This is a genomic window from Amycolatopsis sp. cmx-11-51 (genome assembly GCF_047608665.1).
Lineage (GTDB): Bacteria > Actinomycetota > Actinomycetes > Mycobacteriales > Pseudonocardiaceae > Amycolatopsis.
Genome location: NZ_JADNQO010000018.1, coordinates 11,302 through 29,811, shown reverse-complemented (window position 1 = coordinate 29,811; position 18,510 = coordinate 11,302). Strand labels below are relative to the sequence as shown.

Annotated in this window: 9 protein-coding genes; 6 read left to right on the top strand and 3 right to left on the bottom strand. The window is 70.2% G+C overall.

Annotated features, from left to right (window positions below; all coding sequences use genetic code 11):
• Positions 1-2: 2 nt before the first annotated feature.
• Positions 3-386, bottom strand: coding sequence for a hypothetical protein (locus ACM6LU_RS34580; RefSeq protein WP_414942062.1), 384 nt, complete (start codon positions 384-386; stop codon positions 3-5).
• Between the two features lie 90 nt (positions 387-476).
• Entirely contained in the window at positions 477-4,451 is a 3,975-nt protein-coding gene (eccCa, locus tag ACM6LU_RS34575; RefSeq protein ID WP_414942061.1) for a type VII secretion protein EccCa, read from the bottom strand.
• A gap of 142 nt (positions 4,452-4,593) precedes the next feature.
• Between eccCa and ACM6LU_RS34570 the strand changes: the two genes are divergently transcribed.
• Both ACM6LU_RS34570 and ACM6LU_RS34565 read left to right on the top strand, forming a co-directional pair.
• Complete coding sequence (locus ACM6LU_RS34570; protein WP_414942060.1) at positions 4,594-4,896, top strand: hypothetical protein; 303 nt, start codon at positions 4,594-4,596, stop codon at positions 4,894-4,896.
• A gap of 10 nt (positions 4,897-4,906) precedes the next feature.
• Positions 4,907-5,203, top strand: coding sequence for a hypothetical protein (locus ACM6LU_RS34565; RefSeq protein ID WP_414942059.1), 297 nt, complete (start codon positions 4,907-4,909; stop codon positions 5,201-5,203).
• A 286-nt stretch (positions 5,204-5,489) separates the two neighbouring features.
• Here ACM6LU_RS34565 and mycP read toward each other — a convergent pair whose 3' ends face one another.
• On the bottom strand, positions 5,490-6,770 hold the full coding sequence (gene mycP / locus ACM6LU_RS34560; protein WP_414942058.1) for a type VII secretion-associated serine protease mycosin: 1,281 nt from the start codon (positions 6,768-6,770) through the stop codon (positions 5,490-5,492).
• 118 nt (positions 6,771-6,888) lie between these two features.
• Between mycP and ACM6LU_RS34555 the strand changes: the two genes are divergently transcribed.
• From ACM6LU_RS34555 to ACM6LU_RS34540, 4 genes are read left to right on the top strand one after another with little or no spacing between them, the layout of a single operon-like run.
• Positions 6,889-7,260: a YbaB/EbfC family nucleoid-associated protein gene (locus ACM6LU_RS34555; protein ID WP_414942057.1), complete on the top strand. Its 372-nt coding sequence runs from the start codon at positions 6,889-6,891 to the stop codon at positions 7,258-7,260.
• Entirely contained in the window at positions 7,257-7,601 is a 345-nt protein-coding gene (locus tag ACM6LU_RS34550) for a hypothetical protein (RefSeq protein WP_414942056.1), read from the top strand. The genes ACM6LU_RS34555 and ACM6LU_RS34550 overlap by 4 nt, the downstream gene beginning before the upstream one ends.
• A 16-nt stretch (positions 7,602-7,617) precedes the next feature.
• Complete coding sequence (locus ACM6LU_RS34545; RefSeq protein WP_414942055.1) at positions 7,618-16,569, top strand: toxin glutamine deamidase domain-containing protein; 8,952 nt, start codon at positions 7,618-7,620, stop codon at positions 16,567-16,569.
• A complete protein-coding gene (locus ACM6LU_RS34540) occupies positions 16,569-18,509 on the top strand; it encodes a YrhB domain-containing protein (protein WP_414942054.1) in 1,941 nt (646 codons plus the stop codon). Before ACM6LU_RS34545 ends, ACM6LU_RS34540 begins: the two co-directional genes overlap by 1 nt.
• The last annotated feature ends 1 nt before the right edge of the window (position 18,510 follow it).

Genomic DNA, 18,510 nt, shown 5'->3' with positions numbered 1-18,510 from the left:
TCCTACTTCGCCTGCGGTGCGCCGGGCACCCCTGGTGGGAGCGCCTTCGTCTGGTCGGGAAGCCCGGCCCCGCGATCGTCGCGCCAGCCGTTGAGGAGCACCGCCGCGCCCGCCTGGTCCGCGTCGCGGTAGGCGATCCCGGAGCTCTGGGCGAACTTCCCGTAGGCCGCGATGCCGTACCTGACGTCCTGGACGAACGTCTGAAGTGCCTTGGTCGCATAGGCATCGGCCTGCACGAGCGGCCCGCACTCGGTCAAGCCGTTGCCGCACGAGGCGTCGACGGAACGGCCCATCAGCTTCGGGACGTCCTGCACGATGTTGTTGAAACTCTGGGCGGCCTGCACCATCGCCGCGGTGTCACCGTCGACGTTTTCGTCGGATCCCATGTCCGCTCCTTGCTATTCGTTCCCCGGTTGAAGGCAACCACGCCGGCGACGTGGCGGGCGGGCCGCGACAGGAAGCGGCCACGCGCGCGGTCATTCCTTCGGTGGCAGCCAAGCGATCTGCGTCAGGCTCTTGCCACCGCGACGGTCCACCAGCCAGCCCCGGCCGGGCGGCAGCACCTGCGGGCGCATCCCGCCGAGCAACGGACCCTCGTCGCGGTCGCCGGACATCATCAGGCCGGACGCGCCGACGTCTCGCAGCCTGGCGAGGAACGGCTCGCCGAGGCCGAGGCCCGCACCGCCGCTGCGCCGGGCGAGCACGACGTGCAGGCCGATGTCCGAAGCCTGCGCGATCAACGGGAAGAGCGCGAACAGCGGATGGTCCTTGTGCGTCGCCACCATGTCGTAGTCGTCGACGAGCACGTAGATGTCCGGCCCGGTCCACCAGCCGCGGTTCCGCAGCTGTTCGGTGGTGACGTCCGGTCCAGGCAGGCGGGCGGCCAGCCGTTCGGCCACCTGTGCCAGCAGTTCGGTGCTGTGCGCGTCGTTGACACCCATGCCGATCAGGTGTTCGTCATCGACCTCACCGAGCAGTCCCCGGCGGTGGTCGATGAGCACGATCTGTGCCTCGTCCGGGGTGTACGCCTGGCAGATCCGCCTGGCGAGCACCCGGAGGAAGCCGGTCTTGCCGCTGCGGATGTCCGCCAGCACCAGGAAGTGCGGGTCATCGGCGAAGTCGAGGCGCAGCGGGCCGAGGTCTCGTTCGTGGATGCCGACGGCGAATCCGGCGTCGGGACCGGACAGTTCGTCGGCGGCGGGCAGTTCCGCGTACGGCAGGACTGTCGGCAGCAGCCGAACCGAGGGCGCGGGCTCACCCGGCCAAGCCTTCTCGACGGCGTCCACGAGGGTGGCCACCCCGGCGGCCAGATCCTCGGTGCCGCTCACTCCGTCCACTCGGGGCAGCGCCACCAGCATCTGGTGCCCGGTCATCGCGACACCCCGGCCGGGGGAATCGGGCGGCACGCTCATCGCGGCGCGCCGGTCGATGGCCGAATCGATCGGATCGCCGATCTTCAGCTCGAGCGTGCTGACGAACAGATCCCTGACGTTCATCCGCAGATCGAAGGCACGGGTGGCGCCGGCGATGACGTGGACACCGAAGGCGAGGCCACGCCCGGCGATGTCGTTGACCGTCTCTTCGAGATCCATGAAATCGTTGCGCAGCGTCAGCCAGCCGTCGATGACGAGGAATACGTCGCCGTGGAGGTCTTCGGCGAACCGGCCCTCCGCACGGAGCTTGCGGTAGGTGGCCATCCCGTCGATCCGATGCTGGGCGAAAAGCCGCTCCCGTTGCGCGAGCACCGTCGCCACCTCGGCGACGGTGCGGCGGACCGCGCCCGTGTCGAGGCGGCCGGAAACACCGCCGACGTGGGGCAGGCCCGCGATCGAGGCGAGCGTGCCGCCGCCGAAATCGAGGCAGTAGAACGTGGTCTCCCTCGGCGTGTGGGTGAGCGCGAGGCTCGTGACGAGCGTGCGCAGCGCGGTGCTCTTGCCAGCGCGAGGACCGCCGAGCACCAGCACGTGCCCGGCGCCGCCGGCCAGATCCAGCGTCAACGGATCCCGCCGCTGCTCGAAGGGCCGGTCGACGACGCCGAGCACCGGGCGGAGCGCTCCCGCCGACCCGGCCGACCGGGGAGTCACCCCGCGCTGCGGGTGGATGACCAGCGAGGGCAGCAACTGATCAAGGGTCGGCGACTCGCCGAGCGGCGGCAGCCACACCTGATGGGCCGGGGTTCCCTGTCCTTCCAACCGATCGACCAGGATGTCCAGCAGGGTCTCGCCGGCGGCCTGCTCCGGATCGTCCTCTCGCGCGGGCTCCTCCGCCGGGTCGTCGTCGAGGTCCGGGGCGAGGTAAGCGGTGGTGTACTCGTGCAGCGCGAACGCCTCCGCGGTGGACGCGGACGAACCGGCCCCGGTGCTGCGCTGGTACACGCCGGACACGTAAGCCGAACGGAACCGGTCCATCGGCTCGGTGCCGACCTTGAGGAAGCCGTGGCCAGGAGCCCTCGGCAGTTTGAACGCGTCCGGCACCCCGAGCACCGCGCGACTGTCCATATCGGAAAAGGTGCGCAGCCCGATCCGGTACGACAGGTGGGCTTCGAGACCGCGAAGCCTGCCTTCGTCCAGCCGCTGCGAGGCGAGCAGCAGGTGCACGCCGAGCGACCGGCCGACCCGTCCGATCTGGACGAACATGTCGATGAAGTCGGGCTTGGCCGAAAGCAGTTCCGAGAACTCGTCACAGATCACCAGCAGTGTCGGCACCTCTGGCAACGGCGCGCCCGCCGCTCTCGCCTTCTCGTAGTCACGCAGGGACGAGAAGTTCCCGGCCGCCCGGAGCAGTTCCTGGCGGCGGATCAGCTCACCGTTGATCGCGTCGGTCATCCGGTCGACCAGATGCAGTTCGTCGGCGAGGTTCGTGATCACGGCGCTGGTGTGCGGGAGATTGTCGAGCCGGGTGAAAGTGGCGCCGCCCTTGAAGTCCACCAGTGCGAAGTTCAGCGAGTTCGGCGGATGGGTGACCGCGAGCGCCAGCACGAGAGTGCGCAGCAGCTCCGACTTCCCCGAGCCGGTCGCCCCGATCAGCAGGCCGTGCGGTCCCATCCCGTCCTGGGCGGATTCCTTCAGGTCGATGTCGATCGGCGTGCCGTCTTCCTTGATACCCAGCTTGATCCGGAGCCGGTCCCGGTTTGGCCGGGGCACCCAGGTGTCGACCGGGTCGAATTCGAAGGGATCACCCAGGTCCAGCAGTTCGGCGAGGCCGAGCTCGCTGCTCATCGGTGCGTCGCCGCGCAAACCGGCGGTCAACCGCAGCGGGGCGAGTTGCCTGGCGAGGCCTTCCGCGGCCACCGCGCCGAGCATGTCCGCGTAGCCGAGCCGGGCGGTGCCGTCGACGGTTTCGCTGATCAGGCCGCCGTCCGCGCCGACGTCGAGAAGCACGGTGGTCCGGTCGAAGGCCCTCGGCGGCACGGTGCTCAGGTCCACCACGGTCACGCCTTCGACGCCACCGCCGGTCATCAGGTGGTCGGAACCGGCGACCGCTCCCCCGTCCAGCACCACCACCAGATGCGGACCGGGCACCCGCGTTCCCGCTTCCGGGTCGAACCTCGGGCGCCGGGTCAGTTCCTCTTCGAGCAGCGATTCCAGCGCCGGGATGGTCGCGGCGACCAGGCGCAGCGGCCCGAGCGCGTCGGTGCGCTCCGGATGCAGGGCGTGGGGCAGCCATTTGACCCATTCCCAGTCGTCACGACGATCCTCGCTGACGCACACCGCGACCCGCAGATCGTCAGGGGACTGCATGCCGGCCAGCTGCGCCAGCATCGCGCGCAGGAGGCCCAGCACGCCGTCGCGATCGCCGCGCACGTGGATCCGGCTGAAACCGTTGATCGCGATGGCGATCGGCAGATGGTCGATCGTGGCGTAGGTGGTGACGAACCGGCGCAACGCCAGTGCGGAAAGCGGTTCGAGCTCTTCGAGCGGTTTCGTGTCCGGCGCGACCACGGTGAGCGCGGGCCGCTGCCGTCCCAGGGCGATCCGGGCGACGGCGAAATCCGGGTCTTCCTTGCGCCGCTCCCAAAGCCGGTAGCTGGCGGCGAGCGACCACAGCGAAGCGGGATCCGGGTGCAGGTACTCCATCGCGGCACGCTGTTTGCGGGCCGAGCGACGCAACCGCAACCGGTGCTGGGAAAGGTGGCGAAGATACTTTCGCCTGGCGTAACCCATTTCCCGTTTGCTCGGACCTCCGCCCTGCAGGAAACCCATGGCGACCATGCCGAGCATTCCGACGCCCATCAAGCCGTAGACGACGAAGCGCATGGAACCGCCGATCGAGCCGGAGTACATCAGCAGCATCGCGGCCATCATGGCCACCATCGGCAGCACCATGAAGATCTGCGTCCACTGCCTGGCCGGCGGTGGCGGGATCTCCGGCGGCGGCTGCAGAAGCAGCTCTCCGGCGGGCATGTCCGGCGCCGACCGGCGGGCGGGCCTCTTCACGACGACTGTCGACATACCCCGGATCGTCCGCTGCGACGCGGTCCCGGCGGCGGCGATGGCAGGAAGATGCCGGTCGGCCGAGTGCGGGCGTCACGCCGCCTACCTTCGCTGAGGAAGGACCGTGATCGTCGATCCAGCGAACAGGAAGGAGTGCCCCATGGCGAATTCAGACGTCGATCTCGATCTGGTGGCGGGCCAGCGTGAAGTGTCGTTCATGAACGAGTCCGTCACGCAGATCCAGGACGGCCAGCAGCGGCTGAACGGCATCACCCAGGCGATGGTCGCGCAGAACAGCGGCCGGATGAACATCGCGGCCAACGACGCCTTCGAGCTTCTCGGGACGAAGGTCACCAAGGTGGGCAGCGACTACAACGAGACCGCCGACAACATCCATTACGGCCTGAATGTCCACGGCTCCGCCGATGACCAGGCCGCCGGCGGCTTCAACTACGGGAGGTAGACGAATGGTCATGAACCCCGATCGGGTCACCTGCAATGTGAGCGCCTCGCTCGAGACCGCGGCGGACACTTCGAAGACCGGTGCCGCGGCACGCGACAACACCGATCTCTTGATGCGCCGCGCGCAGGGTTTCAGCCACGAAAGCGCGCAGGGCGAATACGGCCAAGCCGTGCTGGCGAAGAATCTCCAGCACCAGCGGCTCGCCAATGAGCAGTGGGATGGCCACGACAACCTGAGCGGCAGTGTGACCAATGGTGTCCACGGCCTGGTGAACGCGAAGATGAGTTCGATCAACCGCTTGGGCTGAACCTCGTGGGTGAACACCGGAAAGTCCCGGCGGGCCTGGCTCGCCGGGACTTTCTCGTTTCGGGTGACGGCTGGGCGTGGGCGGCGACGCCACGAAGCCCGCTACGCCTGCTCCAGGCGCTTCGGCTCGCGCCGACGTCCTCGCGACCCCCGGCACGACGCTCCGGTTTCGCGTGATCCTGCTTGCTTGACGTTCGGTTCCGCGTGATCAGACGGAGATCTCACGTGACTGGACGGAGATTACGCGTGATCAGACGGAGATCTCGCCGCCCACCGCACCGCCACGGTCACCGCCGCGGGATCAGGAACACCTGCTCGGGCGGTTCCGCCACGCTCGGCTCGGACGGCATGGCGGTCACCCTTCCCGGCCGCCAGCGACGCCGGTTCCCGCGAGGGAGGATCGCCGCCGTCAAGCCGGCGAGGACGAGTGCGCCGATCGCGGCGGCGGTCAGCCATTTCGCCGTCACCCCGGTCTCCTCGATCCGCGCGGCCCGCTCCAGTCCCGCCTTGTCCGGTGGTGGCGGCAGGAAAGCGGGCATCGCCGCGGGTTTCTCCGGATCGAGACCGTCGGTCACCGCACGGTAGGGATCGACCAGTCCCGCGCCGTAGGCGTCGCTGCCGCGTCCACCGCGTGCCGGATCGGCCGTGGCCTTCAGCCGCTGGATCACCTGCGCGGCGGACAACCTCGGCCACGCCGAGCGCACCAGTGCCGCGGTCGCGGCGACGAACGGCGCGGCGAAACTGGTTCCGTCGACCTGGGCGTGGCCGTCCTCCCTGGTCGTGGTCAGCACCTCGGCACCGGGCGCGACGATACCGACGTACGGGCCGATCTGGGACGTGCCCATCCGTGCTCCCGCACGGTCCACCGCGCCGACCCCGAGCACACCGTCGTAGGAGGCCGGGTAGGACGGCAGCCCGGCGGGCGCGTTCTGCTGCGAATTACCCGCCGCCGCGACCACGACCACGTCCCTGGCCACCGCGTGGGCCACCGCCGCCCGGATGGCGGGGAAATCACTGAACCCGGCCAGCGACAGGTTCATCACCCGCGCGCCCTGATCGGCCGCGTAACGGATACCGGCGGCCACCGCGTCCGGGTTGATCCGCAGCGATTCTCCCCGGTCGCTGATGTCCCGGTCGGTGATCCGCACGGGCAGGATCTCCGCGTCCGGCGCGAGACCGTGGAAACCGGTACCGGGCAACGGATCGGCGGCGATGATCCCGGCCACCCCGGTGCCGTGGGACACGCAGTCGAACGCACCGGGCAGCCCTCCTGGCAAGAAGAAGTCACGGCCGGTCCGCACCTTCCCCGGCCTGCGCAGCTGGGGATGGTCGGCGTCGACGCCGGAGTCGACCACCGCGACCAGCACGCCTGCCCCCCGGCCGCGCGACCAGACCCGTCGCGGATCGAGCGCCTGCTGTGCCCAGGGGAGCGTCTGTACGCGTTCGTGGGCGGGCTCGGGATCGTTGCACACCCCCGCTGGAGGAGCCGCGAACGCCGGAACGGCCCCGCCGACCAGGTGTAGCGCGGCCAGCGCACCGGCCGCCGCGAGTGCCGGAAGTCGTCTCATTTCGGCAATCGTCGGGCAGGACACGCCGGATCTCACCGTGGTGGCCGCAACCTGTCACGCCGCCTCGCGGCACCGCCCTTGCGGGAAGACTCGTGCCGGACGGAATCGAGGAGGCACAGTGGGCACCTTCACCGACAGGCGGGCCGGGTACGCGAGGACTGAACAGCGCCTCCGCGACCAGCAGCGACGGATGGCGGAAGTCCGGGCCACCGCCGAATCCGAGGACGAGCTGATCAGCGCGACCGTCGGGGGCCACGGCGAACTGGTGGAACTGCGCCTCGACCCGCGGATCTTCCGCGTCCCCGATTCGGCGGGCCTCGCGCGGGCCATCACGGGCACCATCCATCGCGCGGCGGAACTCGCGCAGGAGGAGGGCTTCGCCATCATCGAAGAACACTTCCCCGCCGAGACCACGGCCGCGACGGCGGATCTGCGCCTCGGCCCCGTGCTGCACGAACTGGACCGGCGGATCGCGGGAGGCGAGCGATGAGCGCGGAAGACACCGTCAGCATGAACGGCGGGAATGTCGTCGACATGCACACCGTCGAGACCGCTCACGAGATGACCGTGATCGACGCCGAAGGAACTCATCTCGAGACGGCCTGGAACGCCATCAAGGGCACGCTGCCGGAGCCAGGGACGTTCGGCCACGGCCTGATCGGTGTCGTGTTCAACAGCCGAACGTCCGATCTGGACGGTTCGGTCCGCGCGGCGGCGGACTCGGTCCCACCCGCCTACCGGAACCTCGCGGCCGCCGGTCAGCAGCTGGTGAAGACCTACCTCGCGCACGACGCCGAGGCCGCGAACTTCATCCTCGTCCAGCTCTCCTGAACGGACTCCGGCGAGTATGGCTGACGGCGACGTCCAACAACCGGACTGCGACCTGTGGGACGCGGTCCGGAAGCTGCTGCCCGCACCCGCCGGCTGGCCGCCCGACAGCGAGTCGCTCGCGACACAGGTGTCCGAGCGATGGGCCAAGGCCAAGGTCGTGTTCGAGGACTCCTTGAAGATCGTCGACGGTGCCGCCGACCGGATCCACCCGGACGGGGGCGGCGGGACCTGGCCGGACGAGGCCGGTGGCTTCATGCGGGGGGTCGTCAAGAGGGCGAACGGCCAGGAAAGATTCGGCCAGATCGCCGGCGCGCTGGACGGGATGGCCAAGGAGTACGACTTCTACTCCAAAATCCTCACCAGCGCCAAGACCGGCGTCAAGAACTACGTCGAAGATCTGAGCTGGCAGTACACCGCGCTCGGTTTCAACATTCCGAAGTACGCGAAGCGCAACCAAGAGGACTTCGCCAGGAACGTGGCGCGAGAAGTCCTCGACATCATGAAAGAGCACGCCGGTTACGTGAAGGACCCGTCCACGCTTCCGCAGCCCGAAGACCCGAGCAACAATTTCTTCGTTGGGCTGTGGGATTCGGTGGTCGACCAGGGCAAGGCGCTCGCGGGATTGTTCGGCCGGGGCGAAGACGGCAGCTGGTCGATGTTCAACTCGCAGGTCGCGTGGGGGCATCTGAACAAACTCCTCGCCAGTCTGGCCGTGTACTCCATGCCGAACGGCCTCGGCAAGGAGATCGACGACAGGCTGTTCAACGGCGTCTTCGGTGATTACCTGGCCGAAGCGGGCAAGGCCTTCGTCGACTACGACAACTGGGACAACGCGCCCCTGCACGCCCTCGGATACACCACCGGCATGGTCGCCGGGCTGCTCGGCCCGACTCGCGGGGTGGGCGCCGCGGTCAAGCTCGCCGGACGCGGTTTGCAGGCACCGAGGGTCATCAAGGTCGGTGACCGCATCGGGAAATTCACCTTGACCCATGGGGCGTTCAAGGTCATCGACAAGATCGGTGAAACCGCGAAGCCCAAGGGCTACAACCTGCATCCCGCCGTCACCCCCGACGTCGCACGCCTGATCCACGACCGTCCTGGCGACCCTCCCGCCACCGGCGGGCGCGGCCCCCACGGCCCCGAGCCCCAAGGACCGGGGCCGACGAAACCGCCGTCCCCGGACGCGCCATCGCCCGAGGGGCGGCCATCCGGCCGTCCACCGCACGACCAGCCACCCACACCGCCGGGCCACGGCGAAAGGCTCCTCGGCGAGAGCCCGCGAGGGACCGAACCGCGGACCCCGCCGGGTGATCAGCACCCCGCGGCCAAAGGCGATGGTGCCGACCCCGTCAAACGGGAGCAGGGACACGAGCGAAGCGAACCTCCTGCCTCCCGCCCCGAAAGGGACCAGTCCCCCGCTCCTTCGGAGTCGCGGCAGGCGCAGTCGCCCCAGCACCTGGCCGAGCACACCCCTCCGCCGCCGTCCGCCGCCGACCACGCGCCGACCACGAGGGCCGAACCCGCGCACAGCGCCAGTGGCCACGAGTCGGGACGTGGTGCCGACGCCGGGCAGAACCGCCCCGCCGAGGTGTCGCAGAACGAGAAAGCGGCTCTGGAGTCACCCGCCGACCGGCCGTCGCATACGGCCACGGGTACGCCACCCACCCGCGCCGAGGTCAGGGAAATCTTCATCGAACGCGAGCTCGCGCGCATGATCCACGGTGAATCCCCCTATCCCCGCCATGTGCAGCGGGCGTGGGTCGAGCACACCATGAACGCCGGACACGGCCAGAGCGCCGAACGTGGGCTGCCCGGCGACGCCGCCGGCCGGGCGCAGGGCGGGAAACACGGTGATCCGGAGGCCGGGGCCGCCCGGAAACCCCCTGGCCGGGTTTCGCTCGAAGACTTCGCGAAGGAGCGCTTTCCGGACGAGTACCGCAAGGCACAGGAGAAAGGCGCAGCCGGACCGCATGAAGACGGCCCGGGAGGCGCCGGGACTCCTGACCGGCCTTCACCAGGGCCACGCCCCTCTGGTCAGGGAGGCGGTGCCGCGCATCCCGAGGCCGCGCGAGGCGGTGTCGCACTCGAAACGCGGCCGATCCACGGTGCGGTCGAGCAGGTCGCCGAAAGGCTCCGCTCGACCGAGAAAGTGCCTGCCGCGGCGAAGGCCTCAGCGGCGGCTCCGGCGGCGGCGCGCGAAATCGCCCCGCCCGAACCGCTGACCGCGCGCCCGATCCCGAACAAGGCGGTCATCCTTCACCCCGACGGCACACCCGAACCCTTGCGGCCCGGCACGGTGGAGATCCAGCCCACGCGCACCGGCGAGCCGGACGGGCCGGTGAATCCCGGCTCGCCGGTGCGCGCCGTCCCCGGCTGGGCGGAACCGCCAAGGGTCGGCTGGGCGGAACCACTCAGGGTCGACTGGCCCGAGCCGTCGAAGATCGGTGAGCCCGTCGCACCGGGTGTCGGCCTGCCCCGGCCGCCGGATGTCGGCTGGCCCACTCGTCCGGCCCCGGACGCGCCCGCGCTCCCCCGGCCCGATCACGCGACCGATCCCGTGCCGCCGGGCGGACCGCGCGAACCGGCGGGGCCGAAAGCGCCTTCTCCCAAGGGTCCTTTGGAGATCCCGGCCAGGCCCACCGTTCCGGCCGTCCCGGACATCCGGGAGTTGCCCAAGGATCCGGAGATCCGGGAACCGCTCAAGGATCCCGAGGTCCCGACGCGACCGGAGGGGTCGAAGATCCACGGGCTGCCGACGGATCCCGAAATCCCCGCCCTGCCAAGGGAACCGGAGATCCGGCCGAGGCTGGAGGAACCGGAGATCCCGGCGGATCCGCTCCAGGCCGCGCGAGAGAGGCCAGACCACCAGTTCCGGCCGTGGGATCACTGGACCGATCCGGGGCGGGTCCACACGCCCTGGCCCGCCGCGGACGGCCTCCAGGACTACCTCACCGGTCTCATGGAGCGAAACGAGGAACGCGCCCGCGCCGAAGCCATCGACGAATGGATCGCGGCGTGGGAGCCCATGGAGCGGGAAAACCTGGAGGAAGCCCACCTGGACAAGGTGGCGTTCGGGGTCGACCCCGGCGAGCACCTGACGCCCGAAGAGCGCGCGAGGGTCGCGGCGATGGACGACTACGCTCCCGAGCTTCGCCAGCTCCGTGCCGCGCTGGATCAGTTGCGGGAGAACGGACATCCACTCTACGACGACATCGTCGAGATGTTTTCCGATCCGCAGAACTCCTTCGACAGGAAACTGTTGATCGCGACCGAGATCTTCATGCCCGCCGGTACGCCCTCACTGGACGAACTTCCGGCACGGGTCGAATCGGCAGCGGCGTCGGCGCGGGCCAGGCTGGAAGAGGCCAGGGAACAGGGGCTGATTTCACCCGCGGAGTTCGAGCGGCGCGCGGCCGCGTGGGACGGTCTCCTCGAACAGGCCGACGGATTGCGCGAGCTGATCGAGGAGACGCGGCGAACCGAGGACGCGCGGCCGGTGATCGGCGGGCTGCGCGCGTTCAGCGAAGCTCTGCGCGAGTACGCCAGGGCATCCGCGGATTCCCCCGTCCCGGCGTGGCGGGAGGTCATCCGGTGGGATCTGCTGGATCCCTATCGCCTGCGGACCCTTCATCCGTCGGGCTCCGCGGACGGCCACTTCGACGTCGTCACCCAGGCGGTCGTGGCGCATTTCTTCGACTTGGTCTTCGGACCGGCGGGGGTGGACTTCGCCCTCAAGGCCCTCGCGAACGCGGTGCCCCTGGACAGAGCGGCGTTGATGCGACGGTTCCCCGGTGTGGACGTCGACGCGGTCTTCGGAGAACAGCTGGGAATCGAGAACAGGCTCGAAGGCTTCTTCGACCACGATTCCGGTACGGGGTTCATCCGGCCACGGCTCGGGATGGCCGAGTTCATCACCGTCGTGGCACACGAGTTCGCGGTGCACGGCCTTCAGCGACCCTCGTCTCTCGTCGTCGAAGGAGCGGCCGCGCGGGCTTGGGCCGACGTCCTGTTCGGCGCCGCCCATGAGTTCCAGGGGCGCAGCGGGGAAATCCTCGTGACCGACGTGCTGCGTGCCGAGGCGGAGAAATCGGTCATCCCCCAGGATTCGCGCCGCGGCGGGTGGGACCGGCCGCGGCTGTCGCCGATGGCACGGGACGTGGACCAGCTGCACCGCGTGATCGAGATCGAGTACGGCGCGCTCCCCTTGACGTACCAGGCCGCGTTGCTGCACCAGCTGCTGGCGATCGGGGTGAGCCACGAACGAGACCTCGCCCGGATTCGCGAAGCGGTGGCGAACGACGACGCGAAGATCCGCAATCCCGTCGCCGACGCGTTCGAAGCCGATCCGCGCGGATTCGCGGCCAGGTATCGCATGCCCGAGCCGCCGGAGGCACCGGAACCACCGCCGTCGTCGCCGGGCCCGTCGGGACAGCCGGATCCGTCCGGGCCGGTGACCCTCGGCGGACAGCCTCCGGAACCGAATGCGCCAGGCGGGACAACGAGTTCCGCCCGGTCCGCCGCCCCCGTGCCGCCGCCCGGCGTGACCGCCGACGTGTGGCAGGCGCTGACCCCGCGCCAGCAACGCGCGCTCGCGGACATCCAGTCCAGGGGACTCAACGCGGCAGGAACCTTGGCGGCCACAGTCGCCCAGGTCGGCAACAAGACGAAGGTCCCCAAGACCAAGAAGCTCCCCAAGCTGCTTCGCGACTTGAGCGCGATGCAGCGCGTCGAGCTGACCGAACGGCTGCAGACCTTCGCGGCCGGATCGGGAATGGCCGCCGATCCCGCCAATCTCCCCGCCGTGCCGACGAAGAACTATCTCAGCCCGTCGGCCGACCTCGCGGGCCCGGCGGAGTTGACGGCCACCGACCAAGAGAACCTGGAGCGGGTCGTCGCGCTCCACCGGGAAATCGGCCGGACCCGGCTGAACCCGCGGCGACGCGCGCTGCTGGAGAACGAGATGCGCGGCCTGCTCGGCGCGCTCGGCCTCGATCCGAACCAGCCGGACTACGTCTACCGGGCGGTCACGCTGGCCGGGCATCCAGCCGGACCGGTGGTGTGGCGGTATCTCCCCGCCTTCAACGATGCAGCCGGCATCGCGACCACCAGGAACAACCTGGCCAATCAGATGCGCACCGGCTTCTTCCCGGTGGCGGCCCCGAGCCTGACCTTCGTGGCCGTCGGCTTCCCGTCCAGCGGTGTCGCGTACGCGGTCACCGGCCTCGTCGCTTCCGTGGTGACCGGGCTCCTCGCCCGCGGCCACGAGATCGGGGACGACGCGGCGGTCGCCGAACGCAAGAAGCACCAGGACGCGCAGCGGCAGTTCGAGAACGCCGTCAAACCCGTCGACCGGTGGCGCGCCCGCAACGCTCGCCTCGGCCTGCCGCCGGACCATGGCCCGGACCTGGCCGCCGAGGAGCGTCCGGAGGGAACCGAGTCCGCCGGTGTCCAGCCGTTGCCGAAGTTCTACCGCCGGTACGGCCTCCCGCCGACGATCGGCACCACGGTGGGCATCATGGCGACCCTGGAGTACGGCCCCGCGCTGGGATTGCACCTGCAGGCGTCGACGTCGTTGGGCATCGGTTTGAGCGGAGCCGCCGCGGCCGTCCTCATGCCGCTCTTCCAGTGGAAGCGCGCGAAAGCCAAGGCGAAGGCCGAGTTGATGGCGGCCGAGCTCAGCATCCGGGCACTGGACGAGAAGGCAGCGCGCGCCGACGAGCGGTTCGACCTCGCGCTGGAACAAGCACTGACCGGTCGCCCGATCCCCGAGCCGGACCGCACGGGCACCGGATCGGCTGCCTCCCGGCCGTCGCTTCCGGTGGCGGCCAGCGCCACCGAATCCGTCGACGGGTTCTCCCAGATCGCGAAAAGAGCACCGACGCCCGGATCCGGCAAACTCGATCCCGACGCCCCGCTGGACCTCAGCCTCCACGCCGCCTTGCTCCTCTACGGCGTGATCCGGGGCTTGGTCACGCTTCCCGCCGTGCTGTTGACCAGCGGACTGGACAACACCGAACTGGTCAACAAGCTGGGCAGAAGCCACGTCGACCGGCAGGCCCTGCACGAGGCGACGCAGGCACTGCTGCAGGTGCCGCGGGCCGAACTGCTGGCCGCGGTGACGGAGGCGCAGCGGAACGCGGAGGCGCAGCGCAAGCCGGGCTTGCTCCGCCGTCTGTTCGGCGCGCGACCCGACCAGGCCACCCCGGCACCGGATCCGGTGGGGGAAACCGGGATCGTGCCCTCGCCACTGCCGTCCAGCAGGCCGGGGTCGGCGTCGGAAGCGGAATACCGCAAGACCACCACCCTCATCGCGGCCATCGGTGGCGCCGTCCCCGCGGTGGGGATCGGCGTGCTCGGGCTCGATCCCGCCTATCTGGTGGCGCTGCTGGTGAGCGCGCTCCTCGGGCCGAAGGTCGGCGAGCACAAATGGCGGCACCGGCAGGTCGAACTGGCCGCCAGGAACAAGAAGGCCGACGCGGACGCGGTGGCGGCCCTCGCCGCGTTCGGCCAGGAGGCCACCGCCTTGACCGAATTCCTCACCACCCGGCTGACCGAGCCGTTCCAGTCGGTGGCGGCCGAGGCGAAGCGGACCGGGCAGTGGGGTGCGCTCGACCTGCTTCTAGGCCTGTTGGAAGGGTTGAACCGGGCCGGGCTTCCGTTGCCCGGCCTCCGGAACGAGGCCGGGACACCCCCGGCTTCGGCACCCTTCGAAGAAGTCGCACCGCTTCGGATCGACGGCGACCAATGGGCGACTCCGGCCGCCCGGGACGCGCTACGTGCCGCGTTGGACGACGTCCGGCGTTCGACCGAGGCGGAACAGGACAGGTTGGCGGGTCCCTGGGCGGCTTGGTCGACACTGGGCAAGCGAGTGACCATGCTGGCCTCGGTTCTCCGGCTGGTCAGCCGGGCCGAGGCGCACCTGGACGGCTACCACCGGTCCGGTGCCGGACCGGTGCAGGTGACGGTCGCCGGCCTGAACCGGGCCGTCCACGACTATCAGCAGAGCGGCCCGCTGCGGCGTGAGCCGGCCGAACAGGTCAAGGCCGCCCGAGAGGCGTTGTCCAAAGTGGACGGCGCGGTGGACCGTTATCTGTCCAGGAGCGACCCCGGACGGCGTCGTCCCCGTGCGAGGGACCTGCGGGCCGCACTCGACGGCGTGGACGAGGCCGTCCGCGACTACCGGCGCCCGAGTGCCCCTGACCGGCGCTCGACCGGCGACGAAGCCGCGGTGCACAAGGCGATCGACCGCTATCAGGACCTGCGGAACCCGAACCGTCACGAGCCGAGGACCGAGGTGATGAGAGCGGCGCTCACCGAGCTGAAGAACGCGATCGCCCACCATCGTGACCAGACCGGCGCGGGATGGCGCAGGCCGGACTCCGCGACCGAAGAGGTCCGGAAGGCTTTGACCGCGCTGAAGGACGCCATCGACCGGCATCAGCAGTTCAGCGCGCCGTTCGGGCACGAACCCGGCGCCCGGAAGGTCAGTGCGGCACTCACCGAGATCGAGCAGACCGTCGACCGCTACCGGCGGCTCAGCGCTCCGCGGTGGCGCGAACCCACCGGCCACGAAGCCAACGTGGCCGAGGCGGCACTCAGCCAGGTGCTCGCCGACCTGAACCGGGCCATTCACCACTACTGGCAGGTGAGTAACCCGGACCGGGCGGCGCCGGCCCATCGCGGCAAGGCGATGAAGGCGGTGGACACGGAGCTGCAGCGGGCGATGTACGCCTGCAAGAAGCTGGATGTCCCGGGGATGCGCGAGGCGCCCATCGGGACGGCTCCGGTGCCCTTGCCGAGGGAGCACGCGCTGAGTACCGGCGAACTCGTCTGGTACGCGCCGTCCGGAATGGCGGTCGGTCCCGCGATGGCGACCCGCAAGGCACACCTGCGCACCATGCTGACGAACCGGCCGGATCCCGCGAGCCCGTACGTGGTGACGCTGCACGACGACGGCGCGCTTCCCAGCCCCGAGGAACTCGCCGAAGTGACCCGGCGAAGCGAGTACTACCCGCCGGGCCGTCCGGTGCGACTGCACTCGTGCGGCTCGGCGTCGTGGGCGCGGCGGTTCGCCGTCGCGCTGGGCGCCCCGGTGGTGGCCCCGCTGGCCGACCTGCACGTACTGGGACGCCGGACCGAACTGCCGGACGGCACCGTGCTGCCGTTCGGGCAAGAAGTCGTCGAGGGTTACGCCGTCGGAGGTGGCTGGGCGGAGTTCCCGCCGGACGGGAAGAACCCGATCGTGCTCCGTTCTCCCGCCGGCTCCCGTCCGATCACCCTCGGCGAACTGGCAGGCGCGAACCCGGTCGCGCTGGGGGACTTCCCGGAACCACAAGGGAATGCCAAACCGCCGGAGCGGCATCCCGCCTACCTCAGGTACCCGGTCTCGCCGGGATCCGGGCACGGGGACGGCTCGGGATTGTTCCGCGCGACACCGCTTCACGCGCTGCCCGCGATGGACGCGGACACCGTGGACGGCCGCTGGAAGGACGCGGTCGCCTTCGTCACGGCGCATTTCCCCCAGCTGCCGGAAACCAATCCCGGCTACTACGCGCCCTGGGCCGACCAGCTCGGTTACCGGACGAACTGCACCAGGTCCGTCGTGCATTACGTACGCCGGTCGCTCGGCGAGGAAACCACCGCACCGCCGGTTCCCATCGCACTCATGAACGAACTGGCCACCCTGGGTTATGTGATGGACCAGCTCGGCGGGAAGTGGGTGGAGATCGACGACGCGAGCTACGACGGCGTCATCTCGGCCATGGTCGCCAGACCACAAGGCGCGCTGGCCGCGGTGAACTTCCTTTACGAGGGCGACAGAGGGACGATCGGCTCGCATGTGGCCCTGGTCGCGCACCACCGGGACGGAGTCGTTTTCCTCGATCCGCTGACCGGCTGGCTGACGTTGCTGGAAGAACGCCCTCTGCAGATCATGCTGCTCCCCTTTCCGGAAGAACGAGGCTGGTAGTGGAAGCGCAGGAAGCGGCCGCGAGGGTCGGGGAATGGCTGGCCGGTGGCGAGCACGCGGTCCGGGTCGATCACGCGAACGTCGTGCGGGTGCCGGAGGGCTGGTTCGTGCCCTACGACACGGTTCGCGCACTGGACGGCGGCGAATGGATCGCTTCGCTGGTACCGAAACCCGCACTGATCGTGTGTGAGGACGGCGAGTTGCGGCGGCCGGACGCCGGACGGGAGGGTACCGGCCCGAGCAGTCCGGTGCCCGTGGCCGGGAGGGACGAGTGGCGGGAGATCCTGGAACCGGAGTTCCGGGAAAGCGGCGTGGCGTACCTCGGCGTCCACTCCGCCGCCGTGATGGCGTGGCGGAAATTCACCCCGGACGGCGCCGCGACCGGCGAGGTCCGGGTCAACCCCGGTTACCGTCCCGGCCCGCGACGGCTGGGCCACCGGCCCATGGACACCCCGCTGGAGCACCTGCTCGGTTACCTGGCCGCCGGACAGCATGACCGCGGGCGCTACCTCGCCGGTCTGCTGTCCTCGGAGGTCCTGCTCCCGGTCGACTTCCGGACCGAACGGCCGCTTCCCTCGCTCCGGCAGGAAGAACCACCTGCGCTGCGGGTGTTCAGCTCACGGAGGAGACTGCCGCCCGGGACGGCGAAATGGGTGCGGGCCGGCGTTCTCTCCCTCCTCTCGGAGTTCCCCGGTGTCGGTTTGTCGATCAATCCCGGCTCGGACCTGCCGGACGTCGTCAGCGCCGCCGAGCTCGCGGCGGCGGTGTCGCGGTGGCCGAAACTGCGGAGTTCCACCCGGGTAGTGGAAGTCTCGCCGGAGTACTCGGAGTCCGTGTCGCGCACCGCCGAGCGGATCAGGGCCGACTTCGGGCTCGCCGGGCCCATCACCGGACTCCCGGAAGCCGCGGCGAAGGCCCGCTCCGCCGGATTCGAGCTGACGGCCCGGGAATGCGAGCGGTTCCTCCTCGGCCGGGCCTGGGAGCAGCGCAACGGCGTCACCCCGGCCGCTTTCGAGTCCCCGCACGACGACCTCACCGGGCACCGGTGGCCGGACGACCTCCGGGCCAACGGGCTCACCGCCGGTCATGACGCGGCGGGCCGGGTCCGGCCGCACGCGGCGACCGGCGGCAAGTTCTTCCGCCGTGACATCGACTCCAGGCACAGCGACGGCGGCGACTTCGCCTGGCACCGCGTCACCGGCGCGTTCGTCGGATCAGCCCTCGGTGAAGCACTCGGCACCGGACTGCCGGGCGTTCTCGAGATCGGCCCGCTCACCCGGCACCTGCTGTTCTGCACCGAAGGCCTGCTGCGGGCACTTCCGGCTCCGTACCGGGGTTCGGTGCCGAGCGGGTTGATGACGATCGGCGTACAGGCCAGGCGGCGCCAGTACACCGGGAACGACGGCTGGCTCTCCCGCGTCCGGGGACCAGGCACGGTCCCGGCGGACGAGCCGGGTGCCGTCGGTTTTCTCGTGCCGGGCATGGTGGCCGCGCTGTGCGGCGGCCGCACGGCCGCGCGCGTCGCGCGTCTGCTGGCCACCGGTGACGGCGCCGACGAGGTGACCGCCGAGGCGGCGTCGGTGGTGGCGAACTTGTTCAGCCACCTGTTCCAGCGAGCCGATCCTCCGCGGGTGGTCGTGCAGCGGCTGCTCGACTCCGGCACGACCTCCGGGCCGGTGGCCGAGGCCCTGGCCACCGCGCTGCGCGCCGGTGCCGGGGAGTCCGGCCGCGGCGCGTTCACGGGGGCGTTCGCCGGAGCCGTCGCCGGGTCGAGGGCAGGGATCCCCGGCCTGCCTCAGGAATGGCTCGACCGGCTCGGGGGGCGTGATCTGGTGGAGACCGTGGCCGGTGACGCGTTCTGGCACTTCTCGGCCCAGCCGCCGTCGGGCGACGGACGTTACGCCGCCGGGTGGGCCGTCCGGTATCCGCGTGATCTCTGAG

Excerpts from the sequence above, each read along its gene's own strand:
- ACM6LU_RS34580 (WP_414942062.1), bottom strand. The coding sequence starts at position 386 with ATGGGATCCGACGAAAACGTCGACGGTGACACCGCGGCGATGGTGCAG.
- eccCa (WP_414942061.1), bottom strand. The coding sequence starts at position 4,451 with ATGTCGACAGTCGTCGTGAAGAGGCCCGCCCGCCGGTCGGCGCCGGAC.
- ACM6LU_RS34570 (WP_414942060.1), top strand. The coding sequence starts at position 4,594 with ATGGCGAATTCAGACGTCGATCTCGATCTGGTGGCGGGCCAGCGTGAA.
- ACM6LU_RS34565 (WP_414942059.1), top strand. The coding sequence starts at position 4,907 with ATGAACCCCGATCGGGTCACCTGCAATGTGAGCGCCTCGCTCGAGACC.
- mycP (WP_414942058.1), bottom strand. The coding sequence starts at position 6,770 with ATGAGACGACTTCCGGCACTCGCGGCGGCCGGTGCGCTGGCCGCGCTA.
- ACM6LU_RS34550 (WP_414942056.1), top strand. The coding sequence starts at position 7,257 with ATGAGCGCGGAAGACACCGTCAGCATGAACGGCGGGAATGTCGTCGAC.
- ACM6LU_RS34545 (WP_414942055.1), top strand. The coding sequence starts at position 7,618 with ATGGCTGACGGCGACGTCCAACAACCGGACTGCGACCTGTGGGACGCG.